Raw genomic sequence first — 25,975 nt, 5'->3', positions numbered from 1 at the left:
AGCCCCTGACCTGACCTTGTCCGAAAGCCAGGATCATTGGGGCCAGAAGCAAAACAGACCTATTCGGCCCTTTTGACAGGCCTTCTGCCCTTCAGGGCCTTCAGCCGTTTCTTCTGGGCTTCTCTGCGCTTCCGCTTGTCTTTTTCAGAGGGTTTTTCGTAAAAGCTCCTCTGCTTGATCTCACGGAAAAGCCCGTCTTTCTGCAACTGGCGTTTCAGTAATTTTAGCGCTTTTTCAACATCATTTCCTGTGACTTTAATATCCAAGGCCGACTATCCCCGATCTCTTCCGAAACCTTTATTGCCGCCAAATCCGCCCTTGCCGCCACCGAAACCGCCTCTGCCGCCGCCACCGCCGCCAAAGCTGCGCTTTTCTCTGGGCTGCTGAGGTTTTGCTTCTGCCACGGTCATGGCCCTGTCCATAAATGTTGTGCCATTCAGCGCTGTTATTGCATTTTTTGCATCTTCTTCCGTTGCCATTTCTACAAAGCCAAATCCCTTGGGCTTGCCCGTAAACTGGTCAGTTATCATCTTAACGGATTCTACATCACCGCTTTTTGCAAAGAGTTCTCTCAGATCATCCTCTGTTGCCTGAAATGAGATATTGCCGACATAAAGCTTCTTTTCCACAGTACATCCTCCTGTTAGTGTTCATACAATAAAAAAACCTCAAAGGCTTTGAGAGTCTCTGAGGTTTCCTCAACTCCTAAAGTTACGTCACTACTATATACAAAAAAGCAACATTTGTAAAATTCCTGCTGCCAGCAGTGCTCTGATCCTGTTCTGTTTCAGCCTCGCAGAAGTTGAAGAAAGGCTTCTGCCGGGGGTTTGAGGCCAGTCTACGCGTAATCTGCCAGGTCCCTGAGCAGACGCTCTGACTCTTCCCATCCGAGACAGGGGTCGGTGATCGATTTGCCGTAGATGTTTTCGCTTATCTTCTGCGTCCCTTCCACCAGATAGCTTTCGATCATAAAACCCTTTATCTTGCGTCTGAGTGTCTTTGAGTTTTCACGGCTCATCATGACCTCTTTGGCGATCCGGGGCTGTTCATGGAATTTCTTGTTGGAGTTCGCATGATTGGTGTCAACAATGATCGCGGGATTTGCGAGGTTGCGCTTCTTGTACGTCTCTGCAAGCCTCCTGAGGTCTTCGTAATGATAGTTCTGAATGTTCGTGCCGTACGCATCGACGGCGCCGCGAAGAATGCAGTGAGCAAGAGGATTGCCGGGAGTCCGTACCTCCCATCCGTTATACACGAAGACGTGCGGCAGCTGGGCTGCCTGCACAGAGTTAAGCATCACTTCAAGATCGCCGCCCGTCGGATTTTTCATTCCGGAAGGAACATCAAGACCGCTGATCGTGAGTCTGTGGAGCTGGTTTTCGACTGACCGGGCGCCCACCGCAACATAGCTCAGGATATCTTCGAGATACGGGTAGTTGCCGGGATAGAGCATCTCGTCAGCTGCCGGCAGATGTGATTCCTCAAGCGCGCGGATATGCATCTTGCGGATCGCCTTAAGACCTTTTACCATATTCGGTTCTTCCGAGGGTTTGGGCTGGTGCGCCATTCCCTTGTATCCTTCTCCGGTTGTGCGCGGCTTATTGGTATAGATGCGGGGGATTATGATCAGCCGCTCCTTGGTCTCATCCTGCATTTTTGCAAGCCGGTTGACATACTCGCAGACTGAATCGGCATTGTCAGCCGAGCAGGGCCCGATGATCACGATCAGCTTATCGATAGTGCCTTCAAACACGCCTCTGATCTCTTCGTCCCGCTGCTTCTTGAGCTTCTTGAGCCCGGCAGAAAGGGGCATGGTCTGCATGATCTCTTTTACACTTGGCATTTCATGAACGTATTGAAAACTCATCGGTTTATCCTCACTTAGTTAGTGTTAGTATCTGCATATTTTAACTTATCCCGCTGCGTTTCTGCTAAAAGCTGATTGAGATACGATGAACTTTCGACGTTTGTGCTAACAGGCAGTTCAGCTATCAGCCATCGGCAGTCAGCTTAAACATACATGCAGCAAGAATTCTTTTTCTAAGAGCTGAAAGCTGATTGCTGAATGCCTGTTCTATAGCTTTCTGTTATCGATTACCCGTTTCGCCTTGCCTTCAGTGCGTTCTATGGTCTTCTTCTCCACGAGTTTCACCTGAACCGATATGCTCAGCTCTGAGGCAAGACGCCTTTTGATCGTCTCGATGAGTTCGTGCTGTTTCTTCATTTCGTCAAAGAAGATCGACTCTGATACTTCGACCATGACCGTCACCTCATCAAGCGCGCCTTTGCGGTCGACCACGATCTGGTAATGGGGCTCTGTCCCCTCAACGCTCATCAATACATTCTCGATCTGTGACGGGAAGACATTCACTCCCCGGATGATCAGCATATCATCGGTCCTGCCCATGACGCGCTGCATCTTCACGGTCTTTCTGCCGCAGGGGCAGGGCTCAGGCATGAGACGGGTGAGGTCACGCGTCCTGAACCTGATCACCGGAAATGCCTCTTTGGTGAGGGTCGTTATCACCAGTTCACCGATCTCGCCGGGAGCAACGGGTTCAAGGGTCTCGGGGTTGATGATCTCCACGAGGAAATGATCTTCGTTAATGTGCAGACCGTTGCGTTCAAGGCATTCACCGGCAACGCCCGGACCCATCACTTCGCTCAGACCGTAGTTGTCCGTTGCAACGATCCTGAGCTTGTCCTGGATCTCCTGCCGCATCTTTTCCGACCAGGGCTCCGCGCCGAAGAGGCCGTATTTGAGAGAAAGGGCGTTGATATCGATCCCCATCTCCTGGATCGTGTCAGCGATCAGCAGGGCATAGCTGGGGGTGCAGACCAGCGCCGTTGTCTTGAAGTCCTGCATGATCTTGATCTGCCGGGCTGTGTTGCCGCTTGAGATCGGGATGACCGACGCGCCGATCCGCTCTGCGCCGTAGTGCAGACCGAACCCGCCGGTGAAGAGACTGTATCCGAAGGCTATCTGGACAACGTCATCTTTTGTGACGCCGCCTGCAGTGAGCACCCGCGCAACAAGGTTCGACCAGTTCTTGATGTCGTTTTTTGTATAGCCTACAACCGTGGACATGCCGGTCGTACCTGAAGATGCATGGATCCTGACCACTTCCCGCAGAGGTACGGCGAAGAGGCCATAGGGATAATTGTCACGGAGGTCATTTTTGGTCGTGAACGGGAGTTTTCTCAGATCGTCAAGTGACCTGAATTCATCAGGGTCAACAGCCATCTCATCGAACTTCTTCCGATAGAAGGGTACATTCATATATACCCGCGACAGGGTGGCCTGAAGCTGCTCAAGCTGCAGTTGTCTCAGTTCCTCACGGTCCATGCATTCTTTTTCGGGTTCCCAGAACATAATTAACCTCCGTTGCTATATCTTCACTTCCGTATCAAGATCCCTGCCGAGATAGGCCCTCTGCACATCGCGGTTCGACAGCAGGTCCTCAGCATTTTCCTCAAGAATGATCCTTCCTGTCTCAAGCACATAGCCCCTGTCAGCAATGCCGAGTGCTGCCTTTGCGTTCTGCTCAACGAGCAATACGGTGTTGCCTTCGTCCCGGAGCTTTCTGATGATCGAGAAAATATCCTTCACGATCAGAGGTGCAAGGCCCATGGACGGCTCATCCATCATGATCAGCCTTGGCCGCGCCATCAATGCCCTGCCGATCGCGAGCATCTGCTGTTCTCCGCCGGAGAGGGTTCCGGCAAGCTGCGCTTCCCGCTCTTTCAGTCTGGGGAAGAGCCCGAAGATACGCTCAAGATCCGCATCAACCTCATCTTTCTTGTTGCGCTGATACTGAACATACCCGCCCAAAAGCAGATTTTCTCTGACCGTCATCGGCGCAAATACCTGTCTGCCCTCCGGCACAAGCGAACAGCCGAGGAATACGATCTTTTCCGGAGACAGCCGCGCGATCTCCTGCTTTTCAAAAAGCATCTCGCCTGCCGTTGACCTGATAAGGCCCGCAATGGTCTTGAGCAGGGTTGTTTTGCCTGCGCCGTTCGCCCCGATAATAGTGACGATCTCTCCGGCACTGACATGGATCGATATATGCCGCAGGACCTTGAGGCTGTCGTATCCTGATTCGAGGTTCCTGATCCTAAGCATCATCTTCCCCGAGATAGACCCTGATCACCTCAGGGTTCTTCTGAATAGCGAGGGGCTTGTCGTCAGCGATCTTCTGGCCATAGCTCAGGACAACGATCTCGTCAGAGATGTTCATCACCAGAGACATGTCATGTTCGACAAGCAGGACCGTTACGCCGGTATCGCGGATGCGGGAGATCAGTTTTGCCATTTCTGCAGTTTCACGCATATTCAGGCCTGCTGCAGGTTCGTCAAGGAGCAGCAGTTTCGGCTCACAGGCAAGGGCCCTGGCGATCTCAAGGGTCCTCTGCTGGCCGTATGCAAGGCTTGTCGCTTCAGTCTCTGCGAGATCAGCTATGCCCAGAAAGGCCATGATCTCGAGAGAGCGCGCACGGGCGGCATGCTCTTCTTTTCTGGTCCAGGGGAGGGCCATCATGCCGGAAAGGAAGCCTGCCCTGGTGTGTATATGTCTGCCGATCATGATGTTCTCAAGTGCGGACATATGGGTGAAGAGACGGATATGCTGAAAGGTCCGCGACATGCCCTTTGCCGCGACCTGATAGGGCTGAAGTTTATGAATAGCTGCATCATTGAATCGGATCGCACCCGAGTCGGATGGCAATACCCCTGAAAGAAGGTTGAAGAGGGTTGTCTTTCCTGCGCCGTTCGGCCCGATCAGCGCCTTGATAGAGCCTTCCTGCACGGAGAAACTGACATGGTCCACAGCCTTCAGCCCGCCGAAACGCTTGCTGAGATCCTGCACCTCAAGGAGGCTCATGCCTGTTGGCCTCCCGCAGACTTTTTGCCTGAGAGCCGTTTCTTCAGTCCCTGAAAAACCTCTCTGCGCAGCAGTCCTTCAGGCGCAAACAGCATAATAAGAATCAGGATGACGCCGAAGATCGCATCGTCGTATGAACCGAAGTAACCCCGAAGCGAAAGGAAGTTCAGAACGAATCCCATGGCAAGCGCGCCCCAGAGATTTGCCATGCCGCCTATGGCCACGATCGCGACATACCTGACCGACTTCATGATGGACGCCTCGGATGGTCCGATGCCGCCATTGTAGTGGGTGAGAAACACGCCAGCCAGGGCAGCGAAGACCGCGCTCAGGACAAAGATGTTCAGCTTGTATCTGCCGGTATTAATGCCCATGGCATTGGCCGCGTCCTCTGCACTATGGATGGAGCGGAGCGCCCTGCCGACGCGTGAATGGATCAGGTTCGTCAGCAGCAGCATGCCAAGCGCGACCAGGCCCCAGGCAATGTAATAGTTCTGTACACGCAGCCCGGGTTTGCCGCTCACCTCAAGACCGGGCAGGACCTTGAAGCCGGGAATGTCCGAGAGTCCGTCGGCAGCGCCGAAGAACGAGGTGGCCAGAACGACCTTGTAAACAATAGTGCCGAATCCGAGCGTTGCCATGGCAAGGTAATGGCCCTTCAGTTTGAGGATCGGCCCGCCGATGATGTAAGCGATCAGCACGGTGACCGCTACCGCAGCAATACAGGCCAGCCATGGATTAACGACCATCGTGTCGCCTCCATAGAGGTCCTGCATGCTGCCAAGCAGGCCTGTTTTTGAAAGGACGCTGACAAGAGGTTTTTCCTTGTGAGGAGCGAGATTGTAAGTTGTAAGAAAGGCGGATACATAGCCGCCTATGGCAAAGAAACCGGCATGGCCCAGCGATATCTGCCCGGCGTATCCGATCAGCATGCAGAGCCCGATGATGACCAGTGAATAATATCCGGTCATGGTCAGCTGGGTCAGGTACTGGGCCTTGTCTGTCAGTCCTGTCAGGACCTGCACCGAGACGATGGCTATGACGAAGATAATAATGGGCAGGAACTTTGACCGCAGCATCAGAACTCCTTGAGCCGGGAAGCTTCGACGCTGCCGAAGATGCCGCTTGGCCTGACAAAGAGGATCAGCAGAAGCACGGATATGGAGACGACGTCCTTGAACGCGGTAGGCAGGACCATGACGCAGAGGGATTCGAGAATGCCGAGGATCAGACCAGCCCCGATGGCAGCTGTGCTGTTGCCGAGACCGCCGAGTATGGCGACCGTGAAACCCTTGATGGCCAGTCCCGTGCCGCTGTCATACTGCACATAGGTGATGGGAGAGACAACACAGCCTGCAAGTGCGCCGATGCCGGCGCTCAGTACAAAGGAGAGGGTCACCATATTTTTTGCATTGATGCCGCAGAGCCTTGCTGCGTCCCGGTTCGACGAACATGCCCGCATCTGTCTGCCGAGCAGGGTGTAGTTGAAAAAAAACGTGAGCAGTGCCACGATGATGGCAGCTATGCCGGTCACCCAGAGCACCTGCGGCGAGATATGCACATTACCGAACGAGATGACCGTAACCTCTGAACCGGTAAAATAGGGAAGCGCCCGGACAGCCTCGCCCCACACATGAAGCGCTGCCTCACGAACGAAGATCGATATGCCGATCGTGATAATGATCATACGGAGCACTGATGGACTGACGAGCCAGCGGATAAAGATAATCTCTATCAGTGCACCAATGATCATTGCCGCGAGAACTGCCGCGACAATGGCAGCAGGAAGTGGCATGAAGGTATGAAGCGAAACAGCGATCATGCCGCCTAACATAACGAACTCGCCCTGAGCAAAATTGATGATACCGGTCGCATTGTAAATGATATTGAACCCGATCGCGACGATCGCGTAGATCGTCCCGTAGGTTATACCGGCAACGAGATATTGGGAGAGGAGTTCGATATTCATGCAGTAAGATAAGATCTGCAGGGGCGGTTTCCCGCCCCTGCGTCAGAAACCTATTTCTTCTTGGATGCGCCTTCCTTTTTCGCCGGGGTTGCAAGCAGCTCGAACTTGCCCTTCTTGACGGTAAGCATCTCAAAGGCATTGATATCAAGACCGTTGTGGTCCTGAGCCGAGAAGTTGAAAGTGCCTGCAGTGCCGACGAGGCCCGTCAGACCCTCGATCGCATTCCTCACCGCTTCCTTGTCAGCCTTGCCGGCCTTTTCGATCGCCTTGGTCAGGATGAGCATAGCATCGTACGCATGACCGCCGAAGGTGCTGGCCTCTTCCTTGAACTTTGACTCATAGTCTTTTTTGTATTTTGTCAAAAGTGCCTTTTGGGGATGGTTTTTCGGCAGCACATCAGCAATCAGGAGTCTGCCGGCAGGAAAGATAACGCCTTCAGCAGCTTCTCCGGCAGCTTCAACGTATTTGATATTACCAAAGCCGTGGCTCTGGAATATCGGGCCTTTGAATCCGAGCTGGCGGGCGTTTTTGATAACAATAGCCTGTGCAGGCTCGATGGACCAGTTGATGATAGCCTCGGCTCCAGCTGCCTTCACCTTGGTAACCTCTGCGGTGAGGTCTGTGGCCTTGCTGTCATATGCCTCACTTGCAACTACCTGGACGCCATGCTCGGCAGCCAGCTTTTCGATCTGCTCCTTGCCTGCCTTGCCGAATCCGGTGTTGGACGACAGGACGCCTGCCTTGGCCAGTTTCATGACCTTCATCTGCTCGAAGATCCTGATGACCGCATGCTTGTCCATCTGGGGTGTCTTGAATACATATTTAGCGACCGGGTTTACGATCACTTCAGCGGCAGCGCAGGAGATAAGGATTGCCTTTGCCTCTTCAGCAACGCTCTTGATCTTCATCGTCTCGCCGCTTGTGGACGGTCCGATGATGGCCAGCACCTTGTCTTCTTCGATCAGCTGCTTTGCAAACGAAAGGGCCTTCTCCGGGCTTGCTCCCGAGTCCTTGATGATCAGTTCAACCTTCATGCCCTTGATGCCGCCCTTTTTGTTGATATCCTCAACAAGCATTTCGAGCGTCTTTGCCTCAGGCGCGCCGAGGAACGATGCCGGGCCTGTTACTGCCAGGATCGCACCGATCTTGATGGTGTCCTTGGCGAGCGCGGGCGCTGCGAGGATCAAACAGGAAAACAACAGAACTGCCAAAATCTTAACTGCCTTCATACGTTGTACCTCCCTTTACTGGATTAATAGATTCAGACCGAATAGATCTCTTCGCCTTTCATGATCCTGATACCTGCCTTCTGCAGCGCTTCGATCGCCTTTTCCAGTTCGTCGAAGCGGAAGATAATGACCGCATTCCCTGCAGACTTCTGCACAAAGGCATACATATACTCAACATTTATGCTGTTGGCCTTCATCACATTCAGAATCTCTGCCAGACCGCCCGGCTTGTCCGCCACCTCAACGCCGATCACCTCGGTCTTGCCGACGGTGAAGCCATGGTCCTTCAGCACCTGTTTTGCCTTTTCCGTGTCATTCACGATAAGACGCAGGATGCCGAAGTCTGTGGTGTCTGCAAGGGAGAGGGCGCGGATGTTGATCCCAGCCGCTGCAAGCACGGTTGCAACCTCTGCAAGCCTTCCTGACTTATTTTCCAGAAATACGGATATCTGCTCGACTTTCATAATAACCTCCTGTTAACAAAGCTGTCAGCTTTCAGCAGTCAGCTAAAACATACTGCAATAATATCTTTTGCTGAGAGCTGAAGGCTGATCGCTGAGTGCTTATTCTACAGTTTCCTGTTATCGATCACCCGTTTTGCCTTGCCCTCAGACCTCTGAATGGTCTTCGGCTCAACGAGCTTCACCTTGCAGGAGACGCCAAGAAGGTCCTTGATCTCCCGCTCGATCCTCTTGCCCAGTTTTTCGAGCACCTTGATCTCGTCAGAGAAGATGTTCTCACTCACCTCGACCTGCACCTCCATGATATCGAGGGATGCCTGCCGGTCAACAATGATCTGGTAATGGGGCTCAACGCCTTCGATGGACATCAGCACATGCTCGATCTGCGAAGGGAAGACATTCACACCCCTGATGATCAGCATGTCGTCGGTTCTGCCGGTGATGCGCTGCATCCGGTGGAAGGTCCTGCCGCAGGAGCAGGGTGCATCAATGATCCTCGACAGGTCTTTCGTGCGATAGCGGATCACCGGGAAGGCCTCTTTGGTGAGTGTCGTAAAGACCAGTTCGCCCAATTCTCCATGCGGCACAGGCTCAAAGGTCTCCGGATTCACGATCTCGGGGATGAAATAATCCTCGAAGACATGGAGGCCGTGCTTCTCTTCAATGCATTCGGAAGCGACACCCGGTCCCATGACCTCGCTCAGGCCGAAGATGTCTATGGCCTTGATATTCAGGCGTGCCTCTATCTCCTGCCGCATATTCTCTGACCAGGGTTCTGCGCCGAAGAGGCCTACACGGAGTTTCAGGCTTTTGGGATCAACGTTCATCTCTTTCATGACATCAGCGAGGTTCAGGGCATACGAAGGTGTGCACATAAGCACGGTTGAGCCGAAGTCCTGCATCAGCATGATCTGGCGCTTGGAGTTCCCGCCGGAGATGGGGATGACTGCGGCGCCGAGCCGTTCTGCCCCGTAATGGGCCCCGAGGCCTCCGGTGAACAATCCATACCCATAGGCATTATGCACCACATCGCCGGGATGTGCGCCTCCTGCCGAAAGTGTCCGTGCCATGAGCTCTGCCCAGGCATCAATATCATTTTTTGTATAGCCCACAACGGTAGGCTTGCCTGTGGTGCCTGATGAGGCATGGATCCTTACGACCTTCTCAAAAGGAACGGCGAAAAGACCGAAGGGATAGTTCAGGCGCAGATCTTCTTTGGTGGTGAACGGCAGTTTCCGGAGGTCGGAAAGGCTCTTGATGTCCGTCGGCTTTACGCCGGCCTTGTCCATCTTTTCACGATAATAGGGAACAGCGGTATAGACCCGCTCAACAAGATTCTTCAGCCGCTTGAGCTGAAGGGCCTCTAATGCCTCACGCGGCAGGGTTTCGAACTCTTCATTCCATATCATAATATTCTCAGTGCCTCCTGCTTGCCGGCCTGCCAGCTTGTCAGCGTGCAAGCTGAATTCTGACTGCCTCTTTACCTTTAAGAAATGCCTCAATATTCACTTTTCTGATCTTCTCCGGTATCCGTTGTTCGATCACCTGCATGAATGCCTTTTCGTCAAGAGGCAGGAAGGCGGAAAGTGCGCCGACCAGCACCATATTGACCGCCCTGGTTTCGCCTATCGATTGTGCGATATCAAAGGCGTCGACAGGGAAGAGCGAAAGCCCCCGACCGCCAAGCTGGTCAAGGACATCAGCAGGATACGTATCCATGCCGGTCGCAACCGGCGCAGGAAGGATCTTCTGCGTATTCACGATCACCTTTGTATCCTTGTTCATATAGGGGAGATAACGAAGCGCTTCAAGCATCTCAAAGGAGACCACAAAGTCCGCACCACCTGACTCGATGAGTGGTGAGTGGACCTTATTACCGAAGCGGATATGAGAGATGACCGATCCGCCGCGCTGGGCCATGCCATGCACCTCGCTCTGTTTTACGTCAAAGCCTGCATTCATGCAGGCAGATGAGATCACCTCGCTGGCAAGGAGGATACCCTGTCCGCCGACCCCGCAGAGAAAAAGGTTCATGACCTTATCCATTCTTATTACCATTGCCCGGGCCTGCCACGACTATCGCCTTGAACTTGCAGAGCGGCGCACACTGGCCGCAGCCATCGCACATGACCATGTTGATATGTGAATGGCCCTTCTGGGTCTCTTTGTAGCCGAGCTGTTTTGCCTCTGCCGGCGTGAGCGGCACCCACTCGATGGCAGGACAGCCGATCCTGAGGCATGATCTGCATCCTGTGCAGTTGGCTTCGATGACTGTATGAATTCTTTTGTCCTTGCGCTTCTTCATCTCGGGAAGCAGGGCGCAGGGCGCCTTGGTGATGATGACAGAAGGCTCGGGCCGCTCGATCTCCTGTTTCAGGATCTTTTCGGCCTGCTCGTGCTCATGGGGATTGAGCGTTACAATATGCTTTACGCCGACAGCCCTGCAGAGCGCCTCGATGTCAATGCCGGCGCCGCTGTCACCGCCGAGTGTCGTGCCGGTTGAAGGGTTCGGCTGGTGTCCGGTCATGCCGGTCGTTCTGTTGTCAAGGATAATGACCGTAGAAAACCCCCGGTTATAGACAACATCAATAAGCCCGGTAATGCCTGAATGCATAAATGTCGAATCGCCGATCACGGCAACGATCTTGCCGAGAGAGTCCTTGCCTAACGCCTTTTCCATGCCGAACGCAGTGCCGATGCTTGCACCCATACAGATGCAGGAGTCCATGGACGAAAGCGGCTTGAGTGCCGCAAGCGTATAGCAGCCGATGTCGCCCGCCACAAATACCTTCAGTTTTGAGATCGCATGAAATATGCCCCTGTGCGGACATCCTGCGCAGAGGTTCGGCGGTCTCATCGGGATCTGTACAGGCTCGAAGGAGGCACCTGCAGATTCGCCGGTGATCGACTTTCTTATGATCTGGGAATTCAGTTCTCCCATGGCGGGTATCAGCTCCTTGCCTTTGCAGGAGATGCCCATTGCCCTTACATGATTTTCTATGAACGGATCGAGCTCTTCCACAACAAAGAGTTCCTTTATCTGAGACGCAAAGTCCCTGATCATTCGGTCAGGAAAGGGATATGCCATGCCGAGCTTCAGGACCGAAGCAGCGGGAAAGGCCTCTTTTACATAAAGATAGGAGACGCCCGACGTTATGAACCCCCGATCCTTGTCTGCCCATTCAATGCGGTTTTCCGGAAATGTCTCTGCAAATTCCCTGAGGCGGGTCATCCGGTTTTCGAGCTCAACCCTGCGTCTGCGCGCATGTGCAGGAAGCATGACGAACTTCTCCGGCATCTTTTCAATGCCGAGCGTGGCTTTCGAACTCTCTGTTTCGCCTATGGTGATGATGCCTTTTACATGGGCGACCCTTGTGGTCGTTCTGAAAAGGACCGGCGTATCAAATTCCTCGCTTATCCTGTATGCGATTTTAAGAAAATCTTTTGCCTCTGCTGCATCTGAGGGTTCCAGCATCGGCACTTTTGCTGCGTATGCATAGTTCCGGTTGTCCTGTTCGTTCTGGGAACTGTGCATCTCGGGATCGTCTGCCGTGACGATCACCAGGCCGCCCTTGACGCCGGTATATGCTGCGGTAAAGAGCGGATCAGCGGCAACGTTCAGTCCGACATGCTTCATGGTTGCCAAAGCACGGGCCCCGGCAAAAGAGGCCCCCAGTGCAACTTCAAGAGCAACTTTTTCGTTCGGAGCCCACTCTGTGTAAACTCCTTCATAGGGGCAGAGGTTTTCGAGTATTTCGGTGGAAGGCGTGCCCGGATAGCCGGAGGCGACCTTCACCCCTGCTTCATATGCGCCCCGGGCAATCGCTTCATTGCCGGAAAACAGAACTTTTTCTCCGATGTTCTTCTTATTTTTCATGAGGTTATCTTATTGTAAATGAGGTTTAGATTATCATACCCCTATGTTATTTTCAATTAATATAGCAGGCCTGATCTTGAGCTTTCCCTGCCATGTTGATGGCAGTGCCTGCCCCTGCTGTTGTCTGTTATAATGATCCACTCATGACAAGACCATATGATGAAAGAGAGCAGGGCCAGGTGGGATCAGTAATTGACCTGGTGGGGAAAACACCTCTTGTAAGGATTGCAAAGATCTCAGCGCACCTGAACACGAAGGTCAGGATCTACGCCAAGGTCGAGAGAGGCAATCCCGGAGGCTCAGTTAAAGACCGGGCAGCGTTAAACATGATCAGTGATGCTGAGGCTGCCGGACTTCTCACCCGGGACAGGACGATCATCGACTCCTCATCAGGGAATACCGGTATTGCCTATGCAATGATCGGCGCTGTTAAGGGCTATTGTGTGAAAATAGTGATTCCGGAAAACGCAGGCATTGAGCGCAAAAAGATCATTGCCGGTTTCGGCGCAGAGTTGATATTTTCCAGTCCGTTTGAAGGGGCTGACGGTGCCATCAGGCTTGCCAAGGAGATCGTGGGCAGGGACCCTGACCGATATTTTCAGCCTGACCAGTATAACAATCCTTCAAATCCTGAAGCGCATTCTCTGACCACTGGCCCTGAAATAATAAGCCGGACCAAAGGGACCGTTACTCATTTCGTGGCCTGTGTCGGCACTGGCGGTACGATCATGGGAGCAGGAAGAGCGCTCAGGGAGCATAACCCGGCGGTTAAGATCATCTCTGTTCACCCTGATGATGCCATGCACGGCATTGAGGGCATGAAATATCTTGAAGAAGGCGCTATCGTACCTGCTGTTTTCGACAAGGGCTTTCCGGATGAACGTCTGACTGTCAATACTGAAGCAGCCTTTGCTATGACCAGGAGGCTGGCGCGGGAAGAAGGCCTGTTTGTGGGTCATTCCTCTGGCGCGGCCTTGTCCGCAGCGCTTAAGGCGGCTGAAAAGCTTGAGCAGGCGGTTATTGTTGTAATGTTCCCTGACGGTGGGGACCGCTACCTGAGCAGGGAGCTATAGGAAGGACTATGCTGACATCCGACGTTATCATGGCTGTCTCGGACCATGCCAAAGAGGAGTATCCTGCCGAGTGTTGCGGACTGGTGGTCGGCAACGGCAGCGTTCAGAAGGTGCATAGATGCAGGAACCTGCAGGATGAACTTCATGCGCAGGACCCTGAAACGCATCCGCGTACCAGCCGCCAGGCCTATGCCATAGACCGTCAGGAAATGGAGCGCATTGTCAACGAGGCTGCTGCACGGGGCGAAAAGGTGATCGCATTCTATCATTCGCATATAGACTGCGGGGCTTATTTCTCGGCCATGGACAAAGAGGTCCAGACCGTCTTTGGAGATCCGGAGTTCCCTGATGCCACGCATCTGGTTGTTGCCGTGTATGAGGGACAGGTGCGAGAGATCAGGGGGTTCCTCTGGAATGCTGAAAAGCAGGACTTTATCAGTGTGATACAATGAAACAGCTGCATAGTATGTAATGGGAGGGCACGTATGAGACCTGGATCAGTATCGAAATCTGTTTTTATCCTTTTTATCTTAATAATTTCTTTAGTCGTTCTGAACGGCTGTATTGTTCACTCTGTCAACCCTTTTTATAGCAAAGAGTCCATAGCCGATATGCCTGCATTAAACGGCAAGTGGATTCTGAAAGAGGGCAAGACAGAGGAGGGACTGAACAGGGAATGGCTCTTTTCTGCAGATAAAATAACGATACCTGACTTCAAGGGATCATCGGCAACGCTTTCTTCAAGGTTTTTCAGGGTTGATGATATGCTCTTTCTCGATGCGATTGCGGACTCTCCTCCCGAGGTATTGAGCTTTTGGTGGGTGCTGCATGTTACGCCGGTGCATACCGTTTCCCGGGTAATATTAGAGGAAAAGACCATGAAGATCATCCCTCTGGATGCCTCCTGGATGGAAGCAGCCGTGAAGAACAAGACGGTTTCGCTGCCTTCAGTTTGGCATCAGGAGCAGAAGACCTATCTGTTTACCGCAACAGCTGCAGAGTGGGCTGACTTTCTAAAAAAATACGGAAAGGACCAAAACGTATTTATGGAAAAGGAAGCCTTTGTTTTTGTGAGGCCGTAAAAACAGACTGATGCATCAATCTGGAGAAGCCAGGATCATGGTCGCTGATCCGAAGGCTGTTGTGCCATGAACATTACGCCATTTGGACAATATCTGCTCCGTGAACTGCCTGAAGCGAGGCATTACCTTCAGAAGGCGCTTGATATCCAGTCTGCACTCATAAAAAAGGGCGAGCATCGGTATATCGGCGTTATCATGGCCGAAAACGGCTGGATCAGCGAAAGGATCCTTCAGCGTTGCCTGCTGCGACAGCGAGAGGACTGTCTGCGGGATATTGCCTTGTTTGAGCCTGTACCGGTCAGTTCGCTGCTGGCGATCGCAAGCCAGTCTCTCCATCTGGCGCTGCCGGAGGATGCGGTTATTTTCAGACAGCATGACAGGGGCGACAGCTACTTTATCATCGTATCAGGCAGTGTTGCGCTTTCGCGGACGTGTGAGAGTGGACGGGAGATCCCTACTACCGTGCTTGGGCCAGGAGAGGGTTTTGGCGAGCTTGCCCTCCTGACCGGAGCTGACCGCGCCTCTACGGCCACGACCAAAGAACGGACCGTGCTGATCTCTGTGCCGAAGCCTGTTTTCGACTCAATGCTTGCAGCCAATCCGTCTGTTATGCGGGGATTTGTCCGGGTGCTTGCCGAACGTCTGATGAAAGGGTCCGATCGGATCGCCGATGCAAAGGCTGTTGAGGATGCATACCGCGCATTCATCTCCGAACAAAACAGCAGGCATACCCCAATAATCCTCGGCAGCACGGCGGTTATCCGCAAGGCCCTCGACGAGATTGACAAGGCCGCCGGTGAAGACGGGCATGTGCTGGTCCAGGGGGAGGCGGGTACCGAGCTCTGGGATGCTGCTGCTCTCATCCATCGTACCGACGGCAATCTCTTTACCTATGACGCAGGTGCCTCTGTCGGCTTTTCCGATCAAGGCTCTTACGAAAAAGGGTTAAGCCTCGAAATGATTCAGATAAGCGCACTTTTCGGAAGGTCAAAAGAATCCCTGCCTTCCCGCACGGGCAGACGGATCGGCCTGTTTCAACTCGCAGACAACGGCGCTGTCATCGTCGAGAATATCGATCTCCTGTCCGCAGCGGCACAGTCGATGCTCGCCGATTATCTCCTGTCGGGCGCGTTTTGCGCCTTCGGGGACGCAACTCCGCTGAGAGCAAGGGTCCGTGTGCTTGCAACCACGCATGCCGATATCGAAATGCTCGCAGCACAGGGAATGTTCAGCCAGCAGCTTCTTGATCTGATCGGTACGACCCGGATCATGCTCCCGCCGCTGAGATTAAGGAAAAAGGATATCCGGGAGACCGTTGAACACTATATTCACCGTTACAACCGGCAGCTCGGCCTGACGATCGATGGCCTCGACGAAGACGCGTACAAGGCGATCATGGCATATGACTGGCCCGGCAACCACGATGAGCTCGCGAGCGCCGTTCGCAGGGCTATGTCTATCTGTCAAGACTGCATGCTCTCTTCCGGGCATATCTTTCTCAGCCCGCCGCCTGTCAGCGGCCAGATTGCCTTTGATCTTTTCAGCTATGACAAGATCAAAAATCTTTTTCTTAACAAAAAGTTCCCGGTCGCACTACAGGTGGCTGCCCTGCCTGGCATAGCTCTGATCATACTGCTCGGCTTTTTCGGCAGTCAGGACCCGAATCGCAATCTAGCCCTTGTGCTTACCTGGGCATTTTGGGAGCCGGCTGTGGTTCTTGGGAGTTTCTTTCTCGCCCGGTCGTGGTGCAGTACCTGTCCTATGGGTCCAACCGGATATCTCATCGGCAGATCGTTCGGACTTAAGATCAAAGTTCCGCAGATTATCCGCACGTATGGGATTTACCTGACGGCTGTTGGGATCGCCTCCATATTCTGGGCCGAGTCTGTTTTTGATATGCCTCATTCACCGAAGGCAACAGCAATACTCGTGCTTACGGTTGCACTATCGGCGCTCATTGTCGGATATATTTTCGAGCGCCGGACCTGGTGCCGGTATCTCTGCCCGCTGGGCGGACTGGTGGGCTTTCTATCACGCTGCTCTGCTGTTGAGCTCAGGTCAAACTATAACATCTGTAACACAAACTGCCTGAACCATGACTGCTATGTCGGCAACGAAAAAGGCGAGGGCTGTCCTCTCTTTGAGGGCCCTTTTTCACTCCATTCAAATCAGAACTGTGTGCTCTGCGGCAACTGTGTAAAGATCTGTCCGAACAACTCGCCGGTATTTAATCTGCGCGTCCCGGGGCAGGAGCTTTGGGCCTCGGCGAACCTTGAGATGAGCGGTGTGATCATCGGTTCAGCACTTATCGGAACGCAGATCTTCAGAGGGCTTGAACAAGTCGGTCTGTTTCATGCCCTTCGGTCAGCGCCACTCTGGTGGCTTTATGCAGCTCTCCTCATCGTCGGCATGACTGGCGGAGCGGTTCTTTTTGCTGCAGCGACAGGCAGGCGGTATTTCCCTGTTTCGGAGAACTCGCAAAGGGCAACAGCATATGGCATCTATTGCCTGATACCGCTCAGTGTAGCCTTTGAGGTGAATTTTCATCTGACGAGGGTACTCACCATGGGAGGGACGCTTCTTCAGGTCCTTGGCAAGCAGATTGGGGTGGAGGCCTCACTTCCATCCTTTGCTGCATCATCTGTTACGATCAAGATGCTGCAGATCGTGATCCTTCTGGCAGGTTCTGCTATAAGCATGAAGGTTGCGCATAGGTTTTCTATAAGCTTTAGTGACAACAGAGCTGCATACAGACCTGTCCTGCTTTTTGCGCTGTTCTATCTGATTCTTTTTCTTGCAGTGTAGAAGAACAGGCCTGCTCAAAATAAAATTGATCGTACAATATATATTACGTTACAATGTACATTACATTGTAACGAGGTGATACATGAGAAGATCAAAAATTAATGAAGATATCAGGCCGATGTCTGAGTTTAGGACCGGAATTGCATCTTTTATAAAAAAAATTCATGTGACAAAACGCCCTCTTATTATTACCCAGCATGGGAAAGGTGTCGCTGTTCTGCTGGATGCGGATGAATTCGAGTCAATGCAGGATAAGATTGAACTGCTTCAGGATATTCAAACGTCGATCAGCCAGATCGAAAATGGCCAGGGGATTAAACATGGCGATGCTAAGGCAGCCGTGCTTGGCCGAATCAAAAAATGAAAGTTGTCTGGTCTCCTCTTGCAATAGACAGAGCAGGCGAGATTGCAGAATATATAGCACAGGATAATAGAAGTGCGGCGGAAAGCTGGATTGAGACGGTTTTTGCCAAAGTCGAACAACTGCAGTCGTTTCCCGAAAGCGGTCGAACAGTTCCGGAAATCAATAACCCGAAAATAAAAGAATTGCTGTACGGCAATTACAGAATTATTTGCCGGACAGAAGAAAAGCTGATATCTATTCTTACGATACGGCACGTGAAGCAAATCTTGCCAACAGATGAAATCATGGCATAGCGCTTTGCTTCACGGGACCGGTTGCAAGCTGCGCCATCTCCCCGTGAATATTGTGTCAGGCAGTTTCAAGCAGTCTTAATGCGTTTCCCCGGAGGATTCGATCCTCCATCTCCTGCCCGAGTTCGAGACTCTTCAAAAGCTCAATTGCCTTGCCCTGATCAGCCCAGGGCGAATCCGAACCAAACAGAATATGGTCTTTCGGATGGTTCAGGATGATGCGGCGGGCCGTCTCTTTCGGCATGCAGTCAAGGGAAAATGAAATTTCCATATAGATCTTCTTTCCGGAAAGATGTCTTTCGACCTCATCCCAATCTTCCCACGCGCCGAGATGTGTTGCGACCAATTTCAGTTCAGGGAATGCTTCGAGCAGATGCAGGATCTTCTCCGGATCGCATCTCCTGTCGCGTTCAAAGGCAAGGTCGAAACCGGTATGCATTACAACGATCAAGCCCTGCTGCTGCAGTTCCTCGTAGATCGGAAAAAGTCTTTTTTCGTCAATCCCGAAGTCCTGATAGTAGGGATGAAATTTTACCCCCCTGAATCCCTCGGTCTTTATCTGTTTCACCTGCTGAACAGCATCAGGAGACTCAGGATGCAGGGAAGGGAAGGGGATGATCCTGTCCGACATGATCTGTTTAGACCATTTTATGATCGGATCGAACTGGGACGGTTTGGTCGCTATCGAGCAGATTACGCTCTTTTCAATGCCGCTTCGGTCCATGGAAGCCAGGAGCGATGAGATCCTGCCGTCAAGATACGCCTGCACATCATACTTCTTTCTGCCCTCTTCAAGCAGGGCCTGCACAGCCCTCTCAGCCAGGCCATCAGGAAATGCATGGGTATGGAAATCAATAATGCCGCTCATGGCGAATAGTATAAGGCGAACGTAAAACAGAAATCAAAGCGAGAGAGTTGTATTAATTGCGGGTAACGACGCAGAGTCTATTTTTTCATCTGTCCTTTCATCATGTCAAGATAGCCATTGAAAATATCGGGCTCGACATGGTCAACAAAGCACATCTTGTTGCCCGTGGGGTCTTTAAGCAGATTCATATCGTAGTCCAGAAAGAGCATAAGGCAGTCGTTCTTATAATCATATTTGTTGCCCAGGGCTTCTTCTTCTTTGGTGAGGGGCTTGGTCAGATCAATAAAGATCGGGACAAAATCGTCGTTGATCTTCTTGGCGATCTTCGGCTCACTATAGATGAATTTTTCGAGCTTTTCACAACGCGGGCAGCCTTTTCCGAAGAAGAAATCAACGATGATCGGTTTCTTTTCAGCCTTTGCCTTTACCATACCGTCCTTGAGCGAAGACCACCTGACGTCTCCTCCAACGGCAAATGCCGAACTGCCCATCACGAATATAAACAGTATTGCCGGCAATAATATCTTTTTCATGGTGACCTCCCCGCAGTTTCCTGTCTGCTGAATATATTTTATCACAGGCACATGGGATGGCGATATGAAATTGTGCTCATGATCATGAAACTTTGTGAAGAGGACAGGGGAACATAACGCCCCCTTTCCCCCTCTTACCTCAAGAGGGGGTTAATTCCTCCCCTGAAGATAAGGGCCAACAGTAGGTGCCCTAAGCAGAGGCGAGGAGGGGTTATGACTCTTCCCGCTTCGTGTGTGGTTGCCTTTATGATCGTGGAGCATTATGAGACTGCGTTGCATGTTAGCATGAATAGAGCCGGGTGTTTTACAATCAGAGATCATGATTAATGAAATCATCGATTTTCTCGATAACGACAGGGAGATGCAGCTCCAGTGCGCAGGCCACAGGCATATACGTCCGGTTGCTGAACACTACCGCACTATAGAGCTTGATGAGCGGCTCAGAACGATCTTTCTGAAGAGGGGTATTTCACAATTTTACAGCCATCAGGCAGAGGCCATAGACCAGATCAGGCTCGGCAGGAACATTGTCCTGATGACCCCTACTGCCAGCGGCAAAAGCCTTGCATACAATATCCCTATCCTTGAAGCCATACTTGTTGACCGCAACACGCAGGCCCTCTGCATCTTCCCGCTCAAAGGACTTGAGCAGGACCAGGTGAAGAACCTGAACGAACTGTCTGAAGAGATCGGGCTTGGCATCGTCGGAGAGGTGTACGACGGGGATACCCCTGCCGCGAAACGCCGGGAGATACGTGAGAACCTGCCGAATGTGATCTTTACAAACCCTGACATGATCCATCTCGCATTCCTGCCGTTCCACAAAAAATGGGAAGGGTTTTTCAGGAATCTGAGGTACATAGTCATTGACGAGATCCATACATACCGCGGTGTGTTCGGCTCCCACGTTGCCCAGGTGATCAGAAGGCTGAGGCGTGTCTGTGAACATTACGGGTCAAGCCCCCAGTTCATCTCAGCCTCTGCAACGATAGCAAATCCCGGCAGACTTGCAGAAGACCTGACCGGACTGCAGTTCAGCGTGGTCGATGAAAGCGGCGCGCCGGCAGCCGGAAAACATTTCTATTTCATGAGCCCTATCGAGAGCCCGTACACGCTTGCAACAAAGCTTTTCGTGCAGTGCATGAAGCAGGGGATGAGGACGATCGTCTTTACCAAGGCGCGCAAGATCACCGAGCTGATCCACAACTGGGCAGTGAACTACGCCCCTGACCTGCGAGAGAAGATCAGTCCGTATAGGGCAGGTTTCCTGCCTGAGGAGCGCCGCGAGATTGAAGCACGGCTTTTCAGCGGCGAGCTGCTTGGCGTGGTCTCGACAAGCGCTCTCGAACTCGGTGTTGACATCGGCGGGCTTGACTGCTGCATCCTCTGCGGGTACCCCGGCTCAGTATCGAGCACATGGCAGAGGGCCGGAAGGGTAGGCAGGCAGGGGCAGGAATCCCTTGTGATATTGGTGGCGATCCAGGATGCCCTTGACCACTATTTCATGCGCCATCCTGCAGAGTTCTTTGAAAAAAGCCATGAGGCTGCGGTCATCGATCCTTTCAATGCGTATATCATGAAAAGGCACCTTCTCTGCGCTGCAACTGAGCTGAACCTGACGCTGGGCGATCCTGCATTTGATATGCAGAAGGCCCTGCCGCTTATTGAAGAGCTTGTTGCAGAACAGACGCTGGTACCCGGCAAAAAGAGCGGTATCTGGTTTTCGCCTCTCAAGATGCCGCAGAGGGATCTGAGCATCAGGGCAGCTGGCGAGCGCTTTATGCTGGTCAATGAATCAGGCCGGACCATCGGCGAATTGGGCGGAGCGCGGGTATTCAGGGAGGCCTTTCCGGGTGCTGTGTATCTGCACCGCGGCAAGCAGTATAAAGTTGTGGAGCTTGATATCCCGAAGAAAAGGGCTGTCTGCAGATTGGCGAATCTTGCATTCTACACGCAGCCGGTAAGCGGTGACACGACTCAGATCATTGCGAAGCAGGAGACGAAGCGGTTCAACCGGCTGACCTTTGACTGGGGGCGTCTGAGAATCGTCCAGAAGGTGATGGGCTACGACACAAAGCGCGTCTCAGACAACAAGTGGATATCGACCACGCCGCTGCAACTGCCGGATCACTTATTCGAGACCGAAGGCCTCTGGATCGTTCTGGACCGGTCGACCGAGCGGGAGATTGAAGCGAGAGGGTTTGATCTGGGCGGTACGATACATGCGGTGGAGCATACGGCCATCGCCTGCATGCCGCTCTTCGTGTTATGCGACAGGGGCGACATCGGCGGCCTGAGCCATACCAGTTTTCCTGATTTCGGCCTTCCGGCCATCTTCATGTACGACGGCCATGAAGGGGGCGTGGGACTTACGCGCAGGGTATTGGACATTATTCCTGAATGGCTTGGAGCCACGCTGCGGATCATCGAAGACTGCGAATGCGAGAGCGGCTGCCCCTCATGCGTGCAGGATGCCCAGTGCGGCAACAGGAATGAGCCGTTAGACAAGCAAGGTGCAAAGTTTTTATTGAAACGATGGCTGGAGCAGTAATGCTGTCTGAGTTCCTAATATTAAGTTTAGAGGTAAGCTGACACAGATCAAAATCTCCCCTCACCCTCTTGCTTAAGGCACCTGCTGTTGGTTGCCAAAGAGGGGCTTGATACCTCCCTTTGGCAAAGGGAGGATAGGAGGGATTTAATAATTGAATACTCTTGAATTCCTTAGCAATTCAATCAAGCACTTCGAAAGACGTGCTTCCCCTGAGCGCTCTGTCAAAAGTGGCGGTAGAATCGCACCCTGAGGCGCGGTTGCTTCTGCCGATAACGTAGTCGGCGAGATCGCCCTTGCCCTCCCGGTATTCCCTGAGCGCGTGGATAACGAGGTCTTTGCGGTCTACTTCAAACTGCCGCGTCACAAGAATTTTGTCGATCACATCGGCAATCTCTTTTTTCGAATATCTATATGCAGATTCAAGAACCCATACCAGCTCGCAAAGCACAACAGCGTTGATGTAGCAAAACTCGCCCGATGATGACACGTTATTGATAAACGAAGAGGCCATCTCAGCCTGTTTCTGATCATCTCTGACAAGATATCTGACGAGCACATTGGTGTCGAGGCCTTTCATTGCTCAAGCTCTCTTATGACGGGACTTAATCGCCCGAGACATCTCTTCTATTGACACAGCTTTCATGCCTGGCCTGTGCAGTATGCCCTCTAATTCAGTTACATCAGACGTGGCCGGCCGCACGCTCACCTTCCCGCTTTCTTCAATAATGAAATCGAGCCGGTCTCCGGCATGGAGCTTCAGGTGCTCCCTGATGTTCTTGGGGATTGTTGTCTGGCCCTTGGTTGTTATGGTGGCAACGGTCATAATCTGTCTCCTTACTTATAAGTAAATTCCTTACTATATTGTAAGGAAATATACTGCAATCGTCAAGACTTCGAACTAGGCAGGGCAGGGTTGTTATTTCTATGGGTTAGGGTTCGAGATTGATCAGACCGGAAGCCACAAAAAATTACGCAGAGATGAGAGAACTGTAATCGTCCCTACGCCAAGAAAAGAAATTCCTTATGGCACGTTTGTCTCCATATTGCGCCAGTCCGGACTAAACAAGTCAGACTTTGAAAAGTGAGGCAGAGGAAATATCTTGGACTCGCCGGAAAAAATCTGGCACTGACACTCTGCACAGGCACTAAATCCGGTCTTTCAGCCAGTCGGTCGGATCGATGACGTGGTACGTGGCGTTGCCGTCTGAATAGACGACACGCGCTATGCGGGCATTCAGGATCATCCTCTTGCACATCATGCAGGGCGCTGAATCGCATTCGTCTCCGTCTCCGTCAACTCCCGAGACATAGATCGTTGCTCCCTTCAGTTCGTCAACCGATGCCCTGATGATCGCATTTGCCTCTGCATGCACGCTGTGGCAGAGCTCGTAGCGCTGTCCATGCGGTATCTGCAATTCCATACGGGTGCATTTGCCGACCTCGAGACAGTCGGTCACGCCGGCAGCTGCGCCGTTGTACCCTGTGCTTACGATGATATTCTCTTTTGTGACGACTGCTCCGTATCTTCTTCTGATGCAGGTAGCGCGCGTGGCCACAGCCTTTGCAATGTTGATGAAATACTCATCCCAGTTGGGCCTGAGGTGCGGTTTCTTTTTCGCCGGAGCTTTCTTTTTCATGAGGGTGATATTATAGAAAATATCGTATGCTTTAGCCAGAGAAGTTTGTGGCATCAACAGAATGCACTTATGACAAAGACCGACAATATTAATGAGGATACAGGGAACCGTGCCGAGGCGCAGAGCGTCTTCAGAAAGTTCCAGCATACGCTTCCGTTCAGGCTTCTGGTGAGGGGATTTCTGATCGCAACGAAATATCTGCCTGTCTGGCTCCTGAGGGTGATCGGCCGCCTGTTCGTGGTCATCTTCATTGTTTTCAACTTCGACAATTACCTGGCCATCAGACGAAACCTCTCGAAAATAAAACCCGGTCGTATTTCTTTCTCATATGCATACATGGCCTATGAAGTATTCAAGTATTATTCCTATTATCTTATCGATCTCTTTCACCTGAGCCACGGGCCTGAGCGGCTTGAGAACTATACCTTTACGGTCAGGGGCATCGAACATGTGGAGAAGGCCTTGGGAACCGGCAGGGGGGTCATATTTCTTGCAACGCATCTCGGCAACTGGGAACTGGGAAGCCTGAAACTGTCCTGTAAAGACCGGAAGATACATGTAGTGTATTCGCCGGACAGTTCATCCATTCTCGGGTCGCAGCTGAGCTATCTCCGAAATGCGGAGGGCGTCCAGGAAGTGCCGCTGAAGGCAGGCAATTTTTCTTCTCTGAAACTTCTCAGGATCCTGCAGGCGGGCGGTATTGTGGGGCTTCAGGGCGACCGGCTGACCTTTGACAGCGGCGTTGCAGTACCCTTTTTCGGTCATGAGGCGCTTTTCCCGAAAGGCCCGGTAAAGCTTGCGATGGTATCTGACAGTATAGTCCTGCCGATCTTTATCCCCATAACAGGATATAAAGCGTACACGATTATCATTGAAGAACCAGTCATTATGGACCGCAGCAGCAGTTCATCAGATGAACTCAGGACAAATCTTAAAAAAATAATTACAATATTGGAGAACTATATAAGCGCTTATCCAACGCAGTGGTTTACCTTCATGCCATTCTGGGAAGAGGACAAAAGGAGTTTCAGAAAAAAAAGTGAAGATTCATCTTATCTATCCTGACTGGGGCCATTTCCCTCTTGTGTACAGGCGATACATTCAGGTCATGGGGCCTGCGATCGTTGCATCGCTTACGCCTTCTGATATCGACGTTGTCTTCACTGACGAGCGGCTCAATAAAATAGATTTTGCTATGCAGTGCGATCTGGTTGCCATTTCGATGATGACAAGTCAGGCGAACAGGGCCTATGAGATCGCGGACCGATACCGCGCAAAAGGGATACCGGTCGTTCTTGGCGGCGTTCATGTCTCGCTTATGCCTGAGGAGGCAGCTCAGCACGCTGATGCGATCGTGATCGGCGAGGCTGAGAACACCTGGCCGGATGTTATCAGGGATTTCAGAAACAATGACCTGAAAAAAAGTTATTCCTGCAGGAACCCGGCTGAGGAGATCCCGCTGCCGCGCTGGTCCATCTTCGACAGATCAGTCTATCTTCCGATGAACTCACTTCAGGTTTCACGCGGCTGCCCGGTGAACTGCGAGATCTGCTCTGTGCCCCAGACGTATGGGACTGAATTTAGAATGGCTGATACCAGAAAGATCCTGCGGGATATTGAGAAGCTCGACCAGTGTCTATTTCTGATCAACGACAACCTGCACCTTGCAAAAAGACGGGTGAAAAGTTTTTTTGAGGGTCTGGCGCAGGCGGGTAAACCGTGGGTCGGGCTGGCCCCTCTTTCTATTGCAGATGATCCGGCATATCTTGATCTGCTCAGGAGCACGAACTGCTGGGCCATGTACATTGACCTGAGCCCCTGGATCTCTGCGGGATTGAACGAGAGGATCAGCGCGAGCCAGATCGCGAAGGCGAACATGTTCCTTGAGCGCATCAGAGAACGGAACATCAAGGTCATTGCCTCCTTTGTCTTTGGCTTTGACCATGATCAGAAGGATGTGTTCGAGCGCACGGTGCATTTTGCAAAGTCCAACGCTATTGAAGAGGCGGAATTCCATATCCTGACCCCTTATCCCAAGACCAGACTCGCTGAACGGCTTGAGGCAGAGGGACGGCTGCTGACAAAGGATTTCTCGAAGTACTCAGCATCATCCGTTGTATTCAAGCCTGCAAACATGACGACTGATGAGCTTTATGAAGGATATAACCGGGCCTGGAAAGAGTTCTATCCTGAAGATACCCATGAGATGACCGAAGACGGGCTCGTGATAAAGACCTATGCCTGTTTCCCCATGAACAAGGGCGACCTTGACAACTACAGCGGAGCCCAATGGGTCGATTCGGTAAGAAAAGCAGCAACTGCTTAGGCGGATAGTCTGCAGGTGTTTAGGTCC

General features: G+C 52.2%; 28 protein-coding genes. 10 read left to right on the top strand and 18 right to left on the bottom strand.

The window, feature by feature from the left end; all coding sequences use genetic code 11:
* Nucleotides 1-59: 59 nt before the first annotated feature.
* The 13 genes from HZB62_12185 to iorA form a co-directional block, all read right to left on the bottom strand.
* Nucleotides 60-266: a 30S ribosomal protein S21 gene (locus HZB62_12185; protein MBI5075909.1), complete on the bottom strand. Its 207-nt coding sequence runs from the start codon at nt 264-266 to the stop codon at nt 60-62.
* A gap of 6 nt (nt 267-272) precedes the next feature.
* Nucleotides 273-629, bottom strand: coding sequence for an RNA-binding protein (locus HZB62_12180; GenBank protein ID MBI5075908.1), 357 nt, complete (start codon nt 627-629; stop codon nt 273-275).
* A 209-nt stretch (nt 630-838) separates the two neighbouring features.
* Nucleotides 839-1,867, bottom strand: coding sequence for a 3-deoxy-7-phosphoheptulonate synthase (locus tag HZB62_12175; GenBank protein MBI5075907.1), 1,029 nt, complete (start codon nt 1,865-1,867; stop codon nt 839-841).
* A gap of 207 nt (nt 1,868-2,074) precedes the next feature.
* Nucleotides 2,075-3,373, bottom strand: coding sequence for a phenylacetate--CoA ligase (locus tag HZB62_12170; protein ID MBI5075906.1), 1,299 nt, complete (start codon nt 3,371-3,373; stop codon nt 2,075-2,077).
* 15 nt (nt 3,374-3,388) lie between these two features.
* A complete protein-coding gene (locus HZB62_12165) occupies nt 3,389-4,126 on the bottom strand; it encodes an ABC transporter ATP-binding protein (GenBank protein ID MBI5075905.1) in 738 nt (245 codons plus the stop codon).
* Nucleotides 4,119-4,883, bottom strand: coding sequence for an ABC transporter ATP-binding protein (locus HZB62_12160; GenBank protein ID MBI5075904.1), 765 nt, complete (start codon nt 4,881-4,883; stop codon nt 4,119-4,121). The genes HZB62_12165 and HZB62_12160 overlap by 8 nt, the downstream gene beginning before the upstream one ends.
* Nucleotides 4,880-5,962: a branched-chain amino acid ABC transporter permease gene (locus tag HZB62_12155; GenBank protein ID MBI5075903.1), complete on the bottom strand. Its 1,083-nt coding sequence runs from the start codon at nt 5,960-5,962 to the stop codon at nt 4,880-4,882. The genes HZB62_12160 and HZB62_12155 overlap by 4 nt, the downstream gene beginning before the upstream one ends.
* Nucleotides 5,962-6,852, bottom strand: a complete 891-nt coding sequence (locus HZB62_12150) for a branched-chain amino acid ABC transporter permease (GenBank protein ID MBI5075902.1) — start codon at nt 6,850-6,852, stop codon at nt 5,962-5,964. The genes HZB62_12155 and HZB62_12150 overlap by 1 nt, the downstream gene beginning before the upstream one ends.
* A gap of 50 nt (nt 6,853-6,902) precedes the next feature.
* A complete protein-coding gene (locus tag HZB62_12145) occupies nt 6,903-8,081 on the bottom strand; it encodes an ABC transporter substrate-binding protein (GenBank protein MBI5075901.1) in 1,179 nt (392 codons plus the stop codon).
* A gap of 32 nt (nt 8,082-8,113) precedes the next feature.
* On the bottom strand, nt 8,114-8,545 hold the full coding sequence (locus HZB62_12140; protein ID MBI5075900.1) for an ACT domain-containing protein: 432 nt from the start codon (nt 8,543-8,545) through the stop codon (nt 8,114-8,116).
* Nucleotides 8,546-8,649: 104 nt separating this feature from the next.
* Nucleotides 8,650-9,951: a phenylacetate--CoA ligase gene (locus HZB62_12135; GenBank protein ID MBI5075899.1), complete on the bottom strand. Its 1,302-nt coding sequence runs from the start codon at nt 9,949-9,951 to the stop codon at nt 8,650-8,652.
* Between the two features lie 40 nt (nt 9,952-9,991).
* Entirely contained in the window at nt 9,992-10,588 is a 597-nt protein-coding gene (locus tag HZB62_12130; protein MBI5075898.1) for an indolepyruvate oxidoreductase subunit beta, read from the bottom strand.
* Nucleotides 10,581-12,419: an indolepyruvate ferredoxin oxidoreductase subunit alpha gene (gene iorA / locus HZB62_12125; protein ID MBI5075897.1), complete on the bottom strand. Its 1,839-nt coding sequence runs from the start codon at nt 12,417-12,419 to the stop codon at nt 10,581-10,583. Before iorA ends, HZB62_12130 begins: the two co-directional genes overlap by 8 nt.
* Nucleotides 12,420-12,562: 143 nt before the next feature.
* Here iorA and HZB62_12120 point away from each other — a divergent pair, with 143 nt between their 5' ends.
* From HZB62_12120 to HZB62_12095, 6 genes are all read left to right on the top strand, one after another.
* Nucleotides 12,563-13,492 carry a cysteine synthase family protein gene (locus HZB62_12120; protein ID MBI5075896.1) on the top strand — a complete coding sequence of 310 codons (930 nt, stop codon included), beginning with the start codon at nt 12,563-12,565 and terminating at the stop codon, nt 13,490-13,492.
* 8 nt (nt 13,493-13,500) lie between these two features.
* Nucleotides 13,501-13,944 (top strand): M67 family metallopeptidase, encoded by a 444-nt coding sequence (locus tag HZB62_12115; GenBank protein MBI5075895.1) that lies wholly within the window; start codon nt 13,501-13,503, stop codon nt 13,942-13,944.
* A 33-nt stretch (nt 13,945-13,977) separates the two neighbouring features.
* Nucleotides 13,978-14,574: a hypothetical protein gene (locus HZB62_12110; GenBank protein ID MBI5075894.1), complete on the top strand. Its 597-nt coding sequence runs from the start codon at nt 13,978-13,980 to the stop codon at nt 14,572-14,574.
* A 66-nt stretch (nt 14,575-14,640) separates the two neighbouring features.
* A complete protein-coding gene (locus HZB62_12105) occupies nt 14,641-17,379 on the top strand; it encodes a cyclic nucleotide-binding domain-containing protein (protein MBI5075893.1) in 2,739 nt (912 codons plus the stop codon).
* A gap of 82 nt (nt 17,380-17,461) precedes the next feature.
* Nucleotides 17,462-17,743 (top strand): type II toxin-antitoxin system Phd/YefM family antitoxin, encoded by a 282-nt coding sequence (locus HZB62_12100; GenBank protein ID MBI5075892.1) that lies wholly within the window; start codon nt 17,462-17,464, stop codon nt 17,741-17,743.
* Nucleotides 17,740-18,036: a type II toxin-antitoxin system RelE/ParE family toxin gene (locus HZB62_12095; GenBank protein ID MBI5075891.1), complete on the top strand. Its 297-nt coding sequence runs from the start codon at nt 17,740-17,742 to the stop codon at nt 18,034-18,036. The genes HZB62_12100 and HZB62_12095 overlap by 4 nt, the downstream gene beginning before the upstream one ends.
* 55 nt (nt 18,037-18,091) lie before the next feature.
* Here the strand turns inward: HZB62_12095 and HZB62_12090 are convergent, their stop codons facing one another.
* Nucleotides 18,092-18,901 carry an amidohydrolase family protein gene (locus HZB62_12090; protein ID MBI5075890.1) on the bottom strand — a complete coding sequence of 270 codons (810 nt, stop codon included), beginning with the start codon at nt 18,899-18,901 and terminating at the stop codon, nt 18,092-18,094.
* Between the two features lie 77 nt (nt 18,902-18,978).
* Nucleotides 18,979-19,434, bottom strand: coding sequence for a thioredoxin family protein (locus HZB62_12085; protein ID MBI5075889.1), 456 nt, complete (start codon nt 19,432-19,434; stop codon nt 18,979-18,981).
* 319 nt (nt 19,435-19,753) lie between these two features.
* Here HZB62_12085 and HZB62_12080 point away from each other — a divergent pair, with 319 nt between their 5' ends.
* On the top strand, nt 19,754-21,985 hold the full coding sequence (locus tag HZB62_12080) for a DEAD/DEAH box helicase (protein ID MBI5075888.1): 2,232 nt from the start codon (nt 19,754-19,756) through the stop codon (nt 21,983-21,985).
* A gap of 178 nt (nt 21,986-22,163) precedes the next feature.
* On the opposite strand, the gene HZB62_12075 is transcribed toward HZB62_12080, so the two are convergent.
* Both HZB62_12075 and HZB62_12070 read right to left on the bottom strand, forming a co-directional pair.
* Nucleotides 22,164-22,562, bottom strand: coding sequence for a type II toxin-antitoxin system VapC family toxin (locus HZB62_12075; protein MBI5075887.1), 399 nt, complete (start codon nt 22,560-22,562; stop codon nt 22,164-22,166).
* A 3-nt stretch (nt 22,563-22,565) separates the two neighbouring features.
* Nucleotides 22,566-22,808, bottom strand: a complete 243-nt coding sequence (locus HZB62_12070; protein ID MBI5075886.1) for a type II toxin-antitoxin system PrlF family antitoxin — start codon at nt 22,806-22,808, stop codon at nt 22,566-22,568.
* Nucleotides 22,809-22,926: 118 nt separating this feature from the next.
* On the opposite strand from HZB62_12070, the gene HZB62_12065 reads away from it, so the two are divergent.
* On the top strand, nt 22,927-23,070 hold the full coding sequence (locus tag HZB62_12065; GenBank protein MBI5075885.1) for a type II toxin-antitoxin system HicA family toxin: 144 nt from the start codon (nt 22,927-22,929) through the stop codon (nt 23,068-23,070).
* A gap of 60 nt (nt 23,071-23,130) precedes the next feature.
* Here HZB62_12065 and HZB62_12060 read toward each other — a convergent pair whose 3' ends face one another.
* Nucleotides 23,131-23,622, bottom strand: a complete 492-nt coding sequence (locus HZB62_12060; GenBank protein MBI5075884.1) for a cytidine deaminase — start codon at nt 23,620-23,622, stop codon at nt 23,131-23,133.
* A gap of 69 nt (nt 23,623-23,691) precedes the next feature.
* Between HZB62_12060 and HZB62_12055 the strand changes: the two genes are divergently transcribed.
* Together HZB62_12055 and HZB62_12050 are read left to right on the top strand one after the other, a co-directional pair.
* Nucleotides 23,692-24,687 (top strand): lysophospholipid acyltransferase family protein, encoded by a 996-nt coding sequence (locus HZB62_12055; protein MBI5075883.1) that lies wholly within the window; start codon nt 23,692-23,694, stop codon nt 24,685-24,687.
* Nucleotides 24,662-25,948, top strand: coding sequence for a cobalamin B12-binding domain-containing protein (locus HZB62_12050; protein MBI5075882.1), 1,287 nt, complete (start codon nt 24,662-24,664; stop codon nt 25,946-25,948). Before HZB62_12055 ends, HZB62_12050 begins: the two co-directional genes overlap by 26 nt.
* The last annotated feature ends 27 nt before the right edge of the window (nt 25,949-25,975 follow it).

The organism is Nitrospirota bacterium (genome assembly GCA_016214855.1).
In the GTDB taxonomy this organism is placed as follows: domain Bacteria; phylum Nitrospirota; class Thermodesulfovibrionia; order Thermodesulfovibrionales; family UBA6898; genus UBA6898.
Note: the sequence above shows the minus strand (reverse complement) of the source record. Positions and strands in the feature narration are given on the sequence as shown.

What these genes read in the sequence shown, in the direction of transcription:
- HZB62_12175 (MBI5075907.1), bottom strand. Translation starts at nt 1,867, where the DNA reads ATGAGTTTTCAATACGTTCATGAAATGCCAAGTGTAAAAGAGATCATG.
- HZB62_12170 (MBI5075906.1), bottom strand. Translation starts at nt 3,373, where the DNA reads ATGTTCTGGGAACCCGAAAAAGAATGCATGGACCGTGAGGAACTGAGA.
- HZB62_12165 (MBI5075905.1), bottom strand. Translation starts at nt 4,126, where the DNA reads ATGCTTAGGATCAGGAACCTCGAATCAGGATACGACAGCCTCAAGGTC.
- HZB62_12160 (MBI5075904.1), bottom strand. Translation starts at nt 4,883, where the DNA reads ATGAGCCTCCTTGAGGTGCAGGATCTCAGCAAGCGTTTCGGCGGGCTG.
- HZB62_12155 (MBI5075903.1), bottom strand. Translation starts at nt 5,962, where the DNA reads ATGCTGCGGTCAAAGTTCCTGCCCATTATTATCTTCGTCATAGCCATC.
- HZB62_12150 (MBI5075902.1), bottom strand. Translation starts at nt 6,852, where the DNA reads ATGAATATCGAACTCCTCTCCCAATATCTCGTTGCCGGTATAACCTAC.
- HZB62_12145 (MBI5075901.1), bottom strand. Translation starts at nt 8,081, where the DNA reads ATGAAGGCAGTTAAGATTTTGGCAGTTCTGTTGTTTTCCTGTTTGATC.
- HZB62_12140 (MBI5075900.1), bottom strand. Translation starts at nt 8,545, where the DNA reads ATGAAAGTCGAGCAGATATCCGTATTTCTGGAAAATAAGTCAGGAAGG.
- HZB62_12135 (MBI5075899.1), bottom strand. Translation starts at nt 9,951, where the DNA reads ATGATATGGAATGAAGAGTTCGAAACCCTGCCGCGTGAGGCATTAGAG.
- HZB62_12130 (MBI5075898.1), bottom strand. Translation starts at nt 10,588, where the DNA reads ATGGATAAGGTCATGAACCTTTTTCTCTGCGGGGTCGGCGGACAGGGT.
- iorA (MBI5075897.1), bottom strand. Translation starts at nt 12,419, where the DNA reads ATGAAAAATAAGAAGAACATCGGAGAAAAAGTTCTGTTTTCCGGCAAT.
- HZB62_12120 (MBI5075896.1), top strand. Translation starts at nt 12,563, where the DNA reads ATGACAAGACCATATGATGAAAGAGAGCAGGGCCAGGTGGGATCAGTA.
- HZB62_12115 (MBI5075895.1), top strand. Translation starts at nt 13,501, where the DNA reads ATGCTGACATCCGACGTTATCATGGCTGTCTCGGACCATGCCAAAGAG.
- HZB62_12110 (MBI5075894.1), top strand. Translation starts at nt 13,978, where the DNA reads ATGAGACCTGGATCAGTATCGAAATCTGTTTTTATCCTTTTTATCTTA.
- HZB62_12105 (MBI5075893.1), top strand. Translation starts at nt 14,641, where the DNA reads ATGAACATTACGCCATTTGGACAATATCTGCTCCGTGAACTGCCTGAA.
- HZB62_12100 (MBI5075892.1), top strand. Translation starts at nt 17,462, where the DNA reads ATGAGAAGATCAAAAATTAATGAAGATATCAGGCCGATGTCTGAGTTT.
- HZB62_12095 (MBI5075891.1), top strand. Translation starts at nt 17,740, where the DNA reads ATGAAAGTTGTCTGGTCTCCTCTTGCAATAGACAGAGCAGGCGAGATT.
- HZB62_12090 (MBI5075890.1), bottom strand. Translation starts at nt 18,901, where the DNA reads ATGAGCGGCATTATTGATTTCCATACCCATGCATTTCCTGATGGCCTG.
- HZB62_12085 (MBI5075889.1), bottom strand. Translation starts at nt 19,434, where the DNA reads ATGAAAAAGATATTATTGCCGGCAATACTGTTTATATTCGTGATGGGC.
- HZB62_12080 (MBI5075888.1), top strand. Translation starts at nt 19,754, where the DNA reads ATGATTAATGAAATCATCGATTTTCTCGATAACGACAGGGAGATGCAG.
- HZB62_12075 (MBI5075887.1), bottom strand. Translation starts at nt 22,562, where the DNA reads ATGAAAGGCCTCGACACCAATGTGCTCGTCAGATATCTTGTCAGAGAT.
- HZB62_12070 (MBI5075886.1), bottom strand. Translation starts at nt 22,808, where the DNA reads ATGACCGTTGCCACCATAACAACCAAGGGCCAGACAACAATCCCCAAG.
- HZB62_12060 (MBI5075884.1), bottom strand. Translation starts at nt 23,622, where the DNA reads ATGAAAAAGAAAGCTCCGGCGAAAAAGAAACCGCACCTCAGGCCCAAC.
- HZB62_12055 (MBI5075883.1), top strand. Translation starts at nt 23,692, where the DNA reads ATGACAAAGACCGACAATATTAATGAGGATACAGGGAACCGTGCCGAG.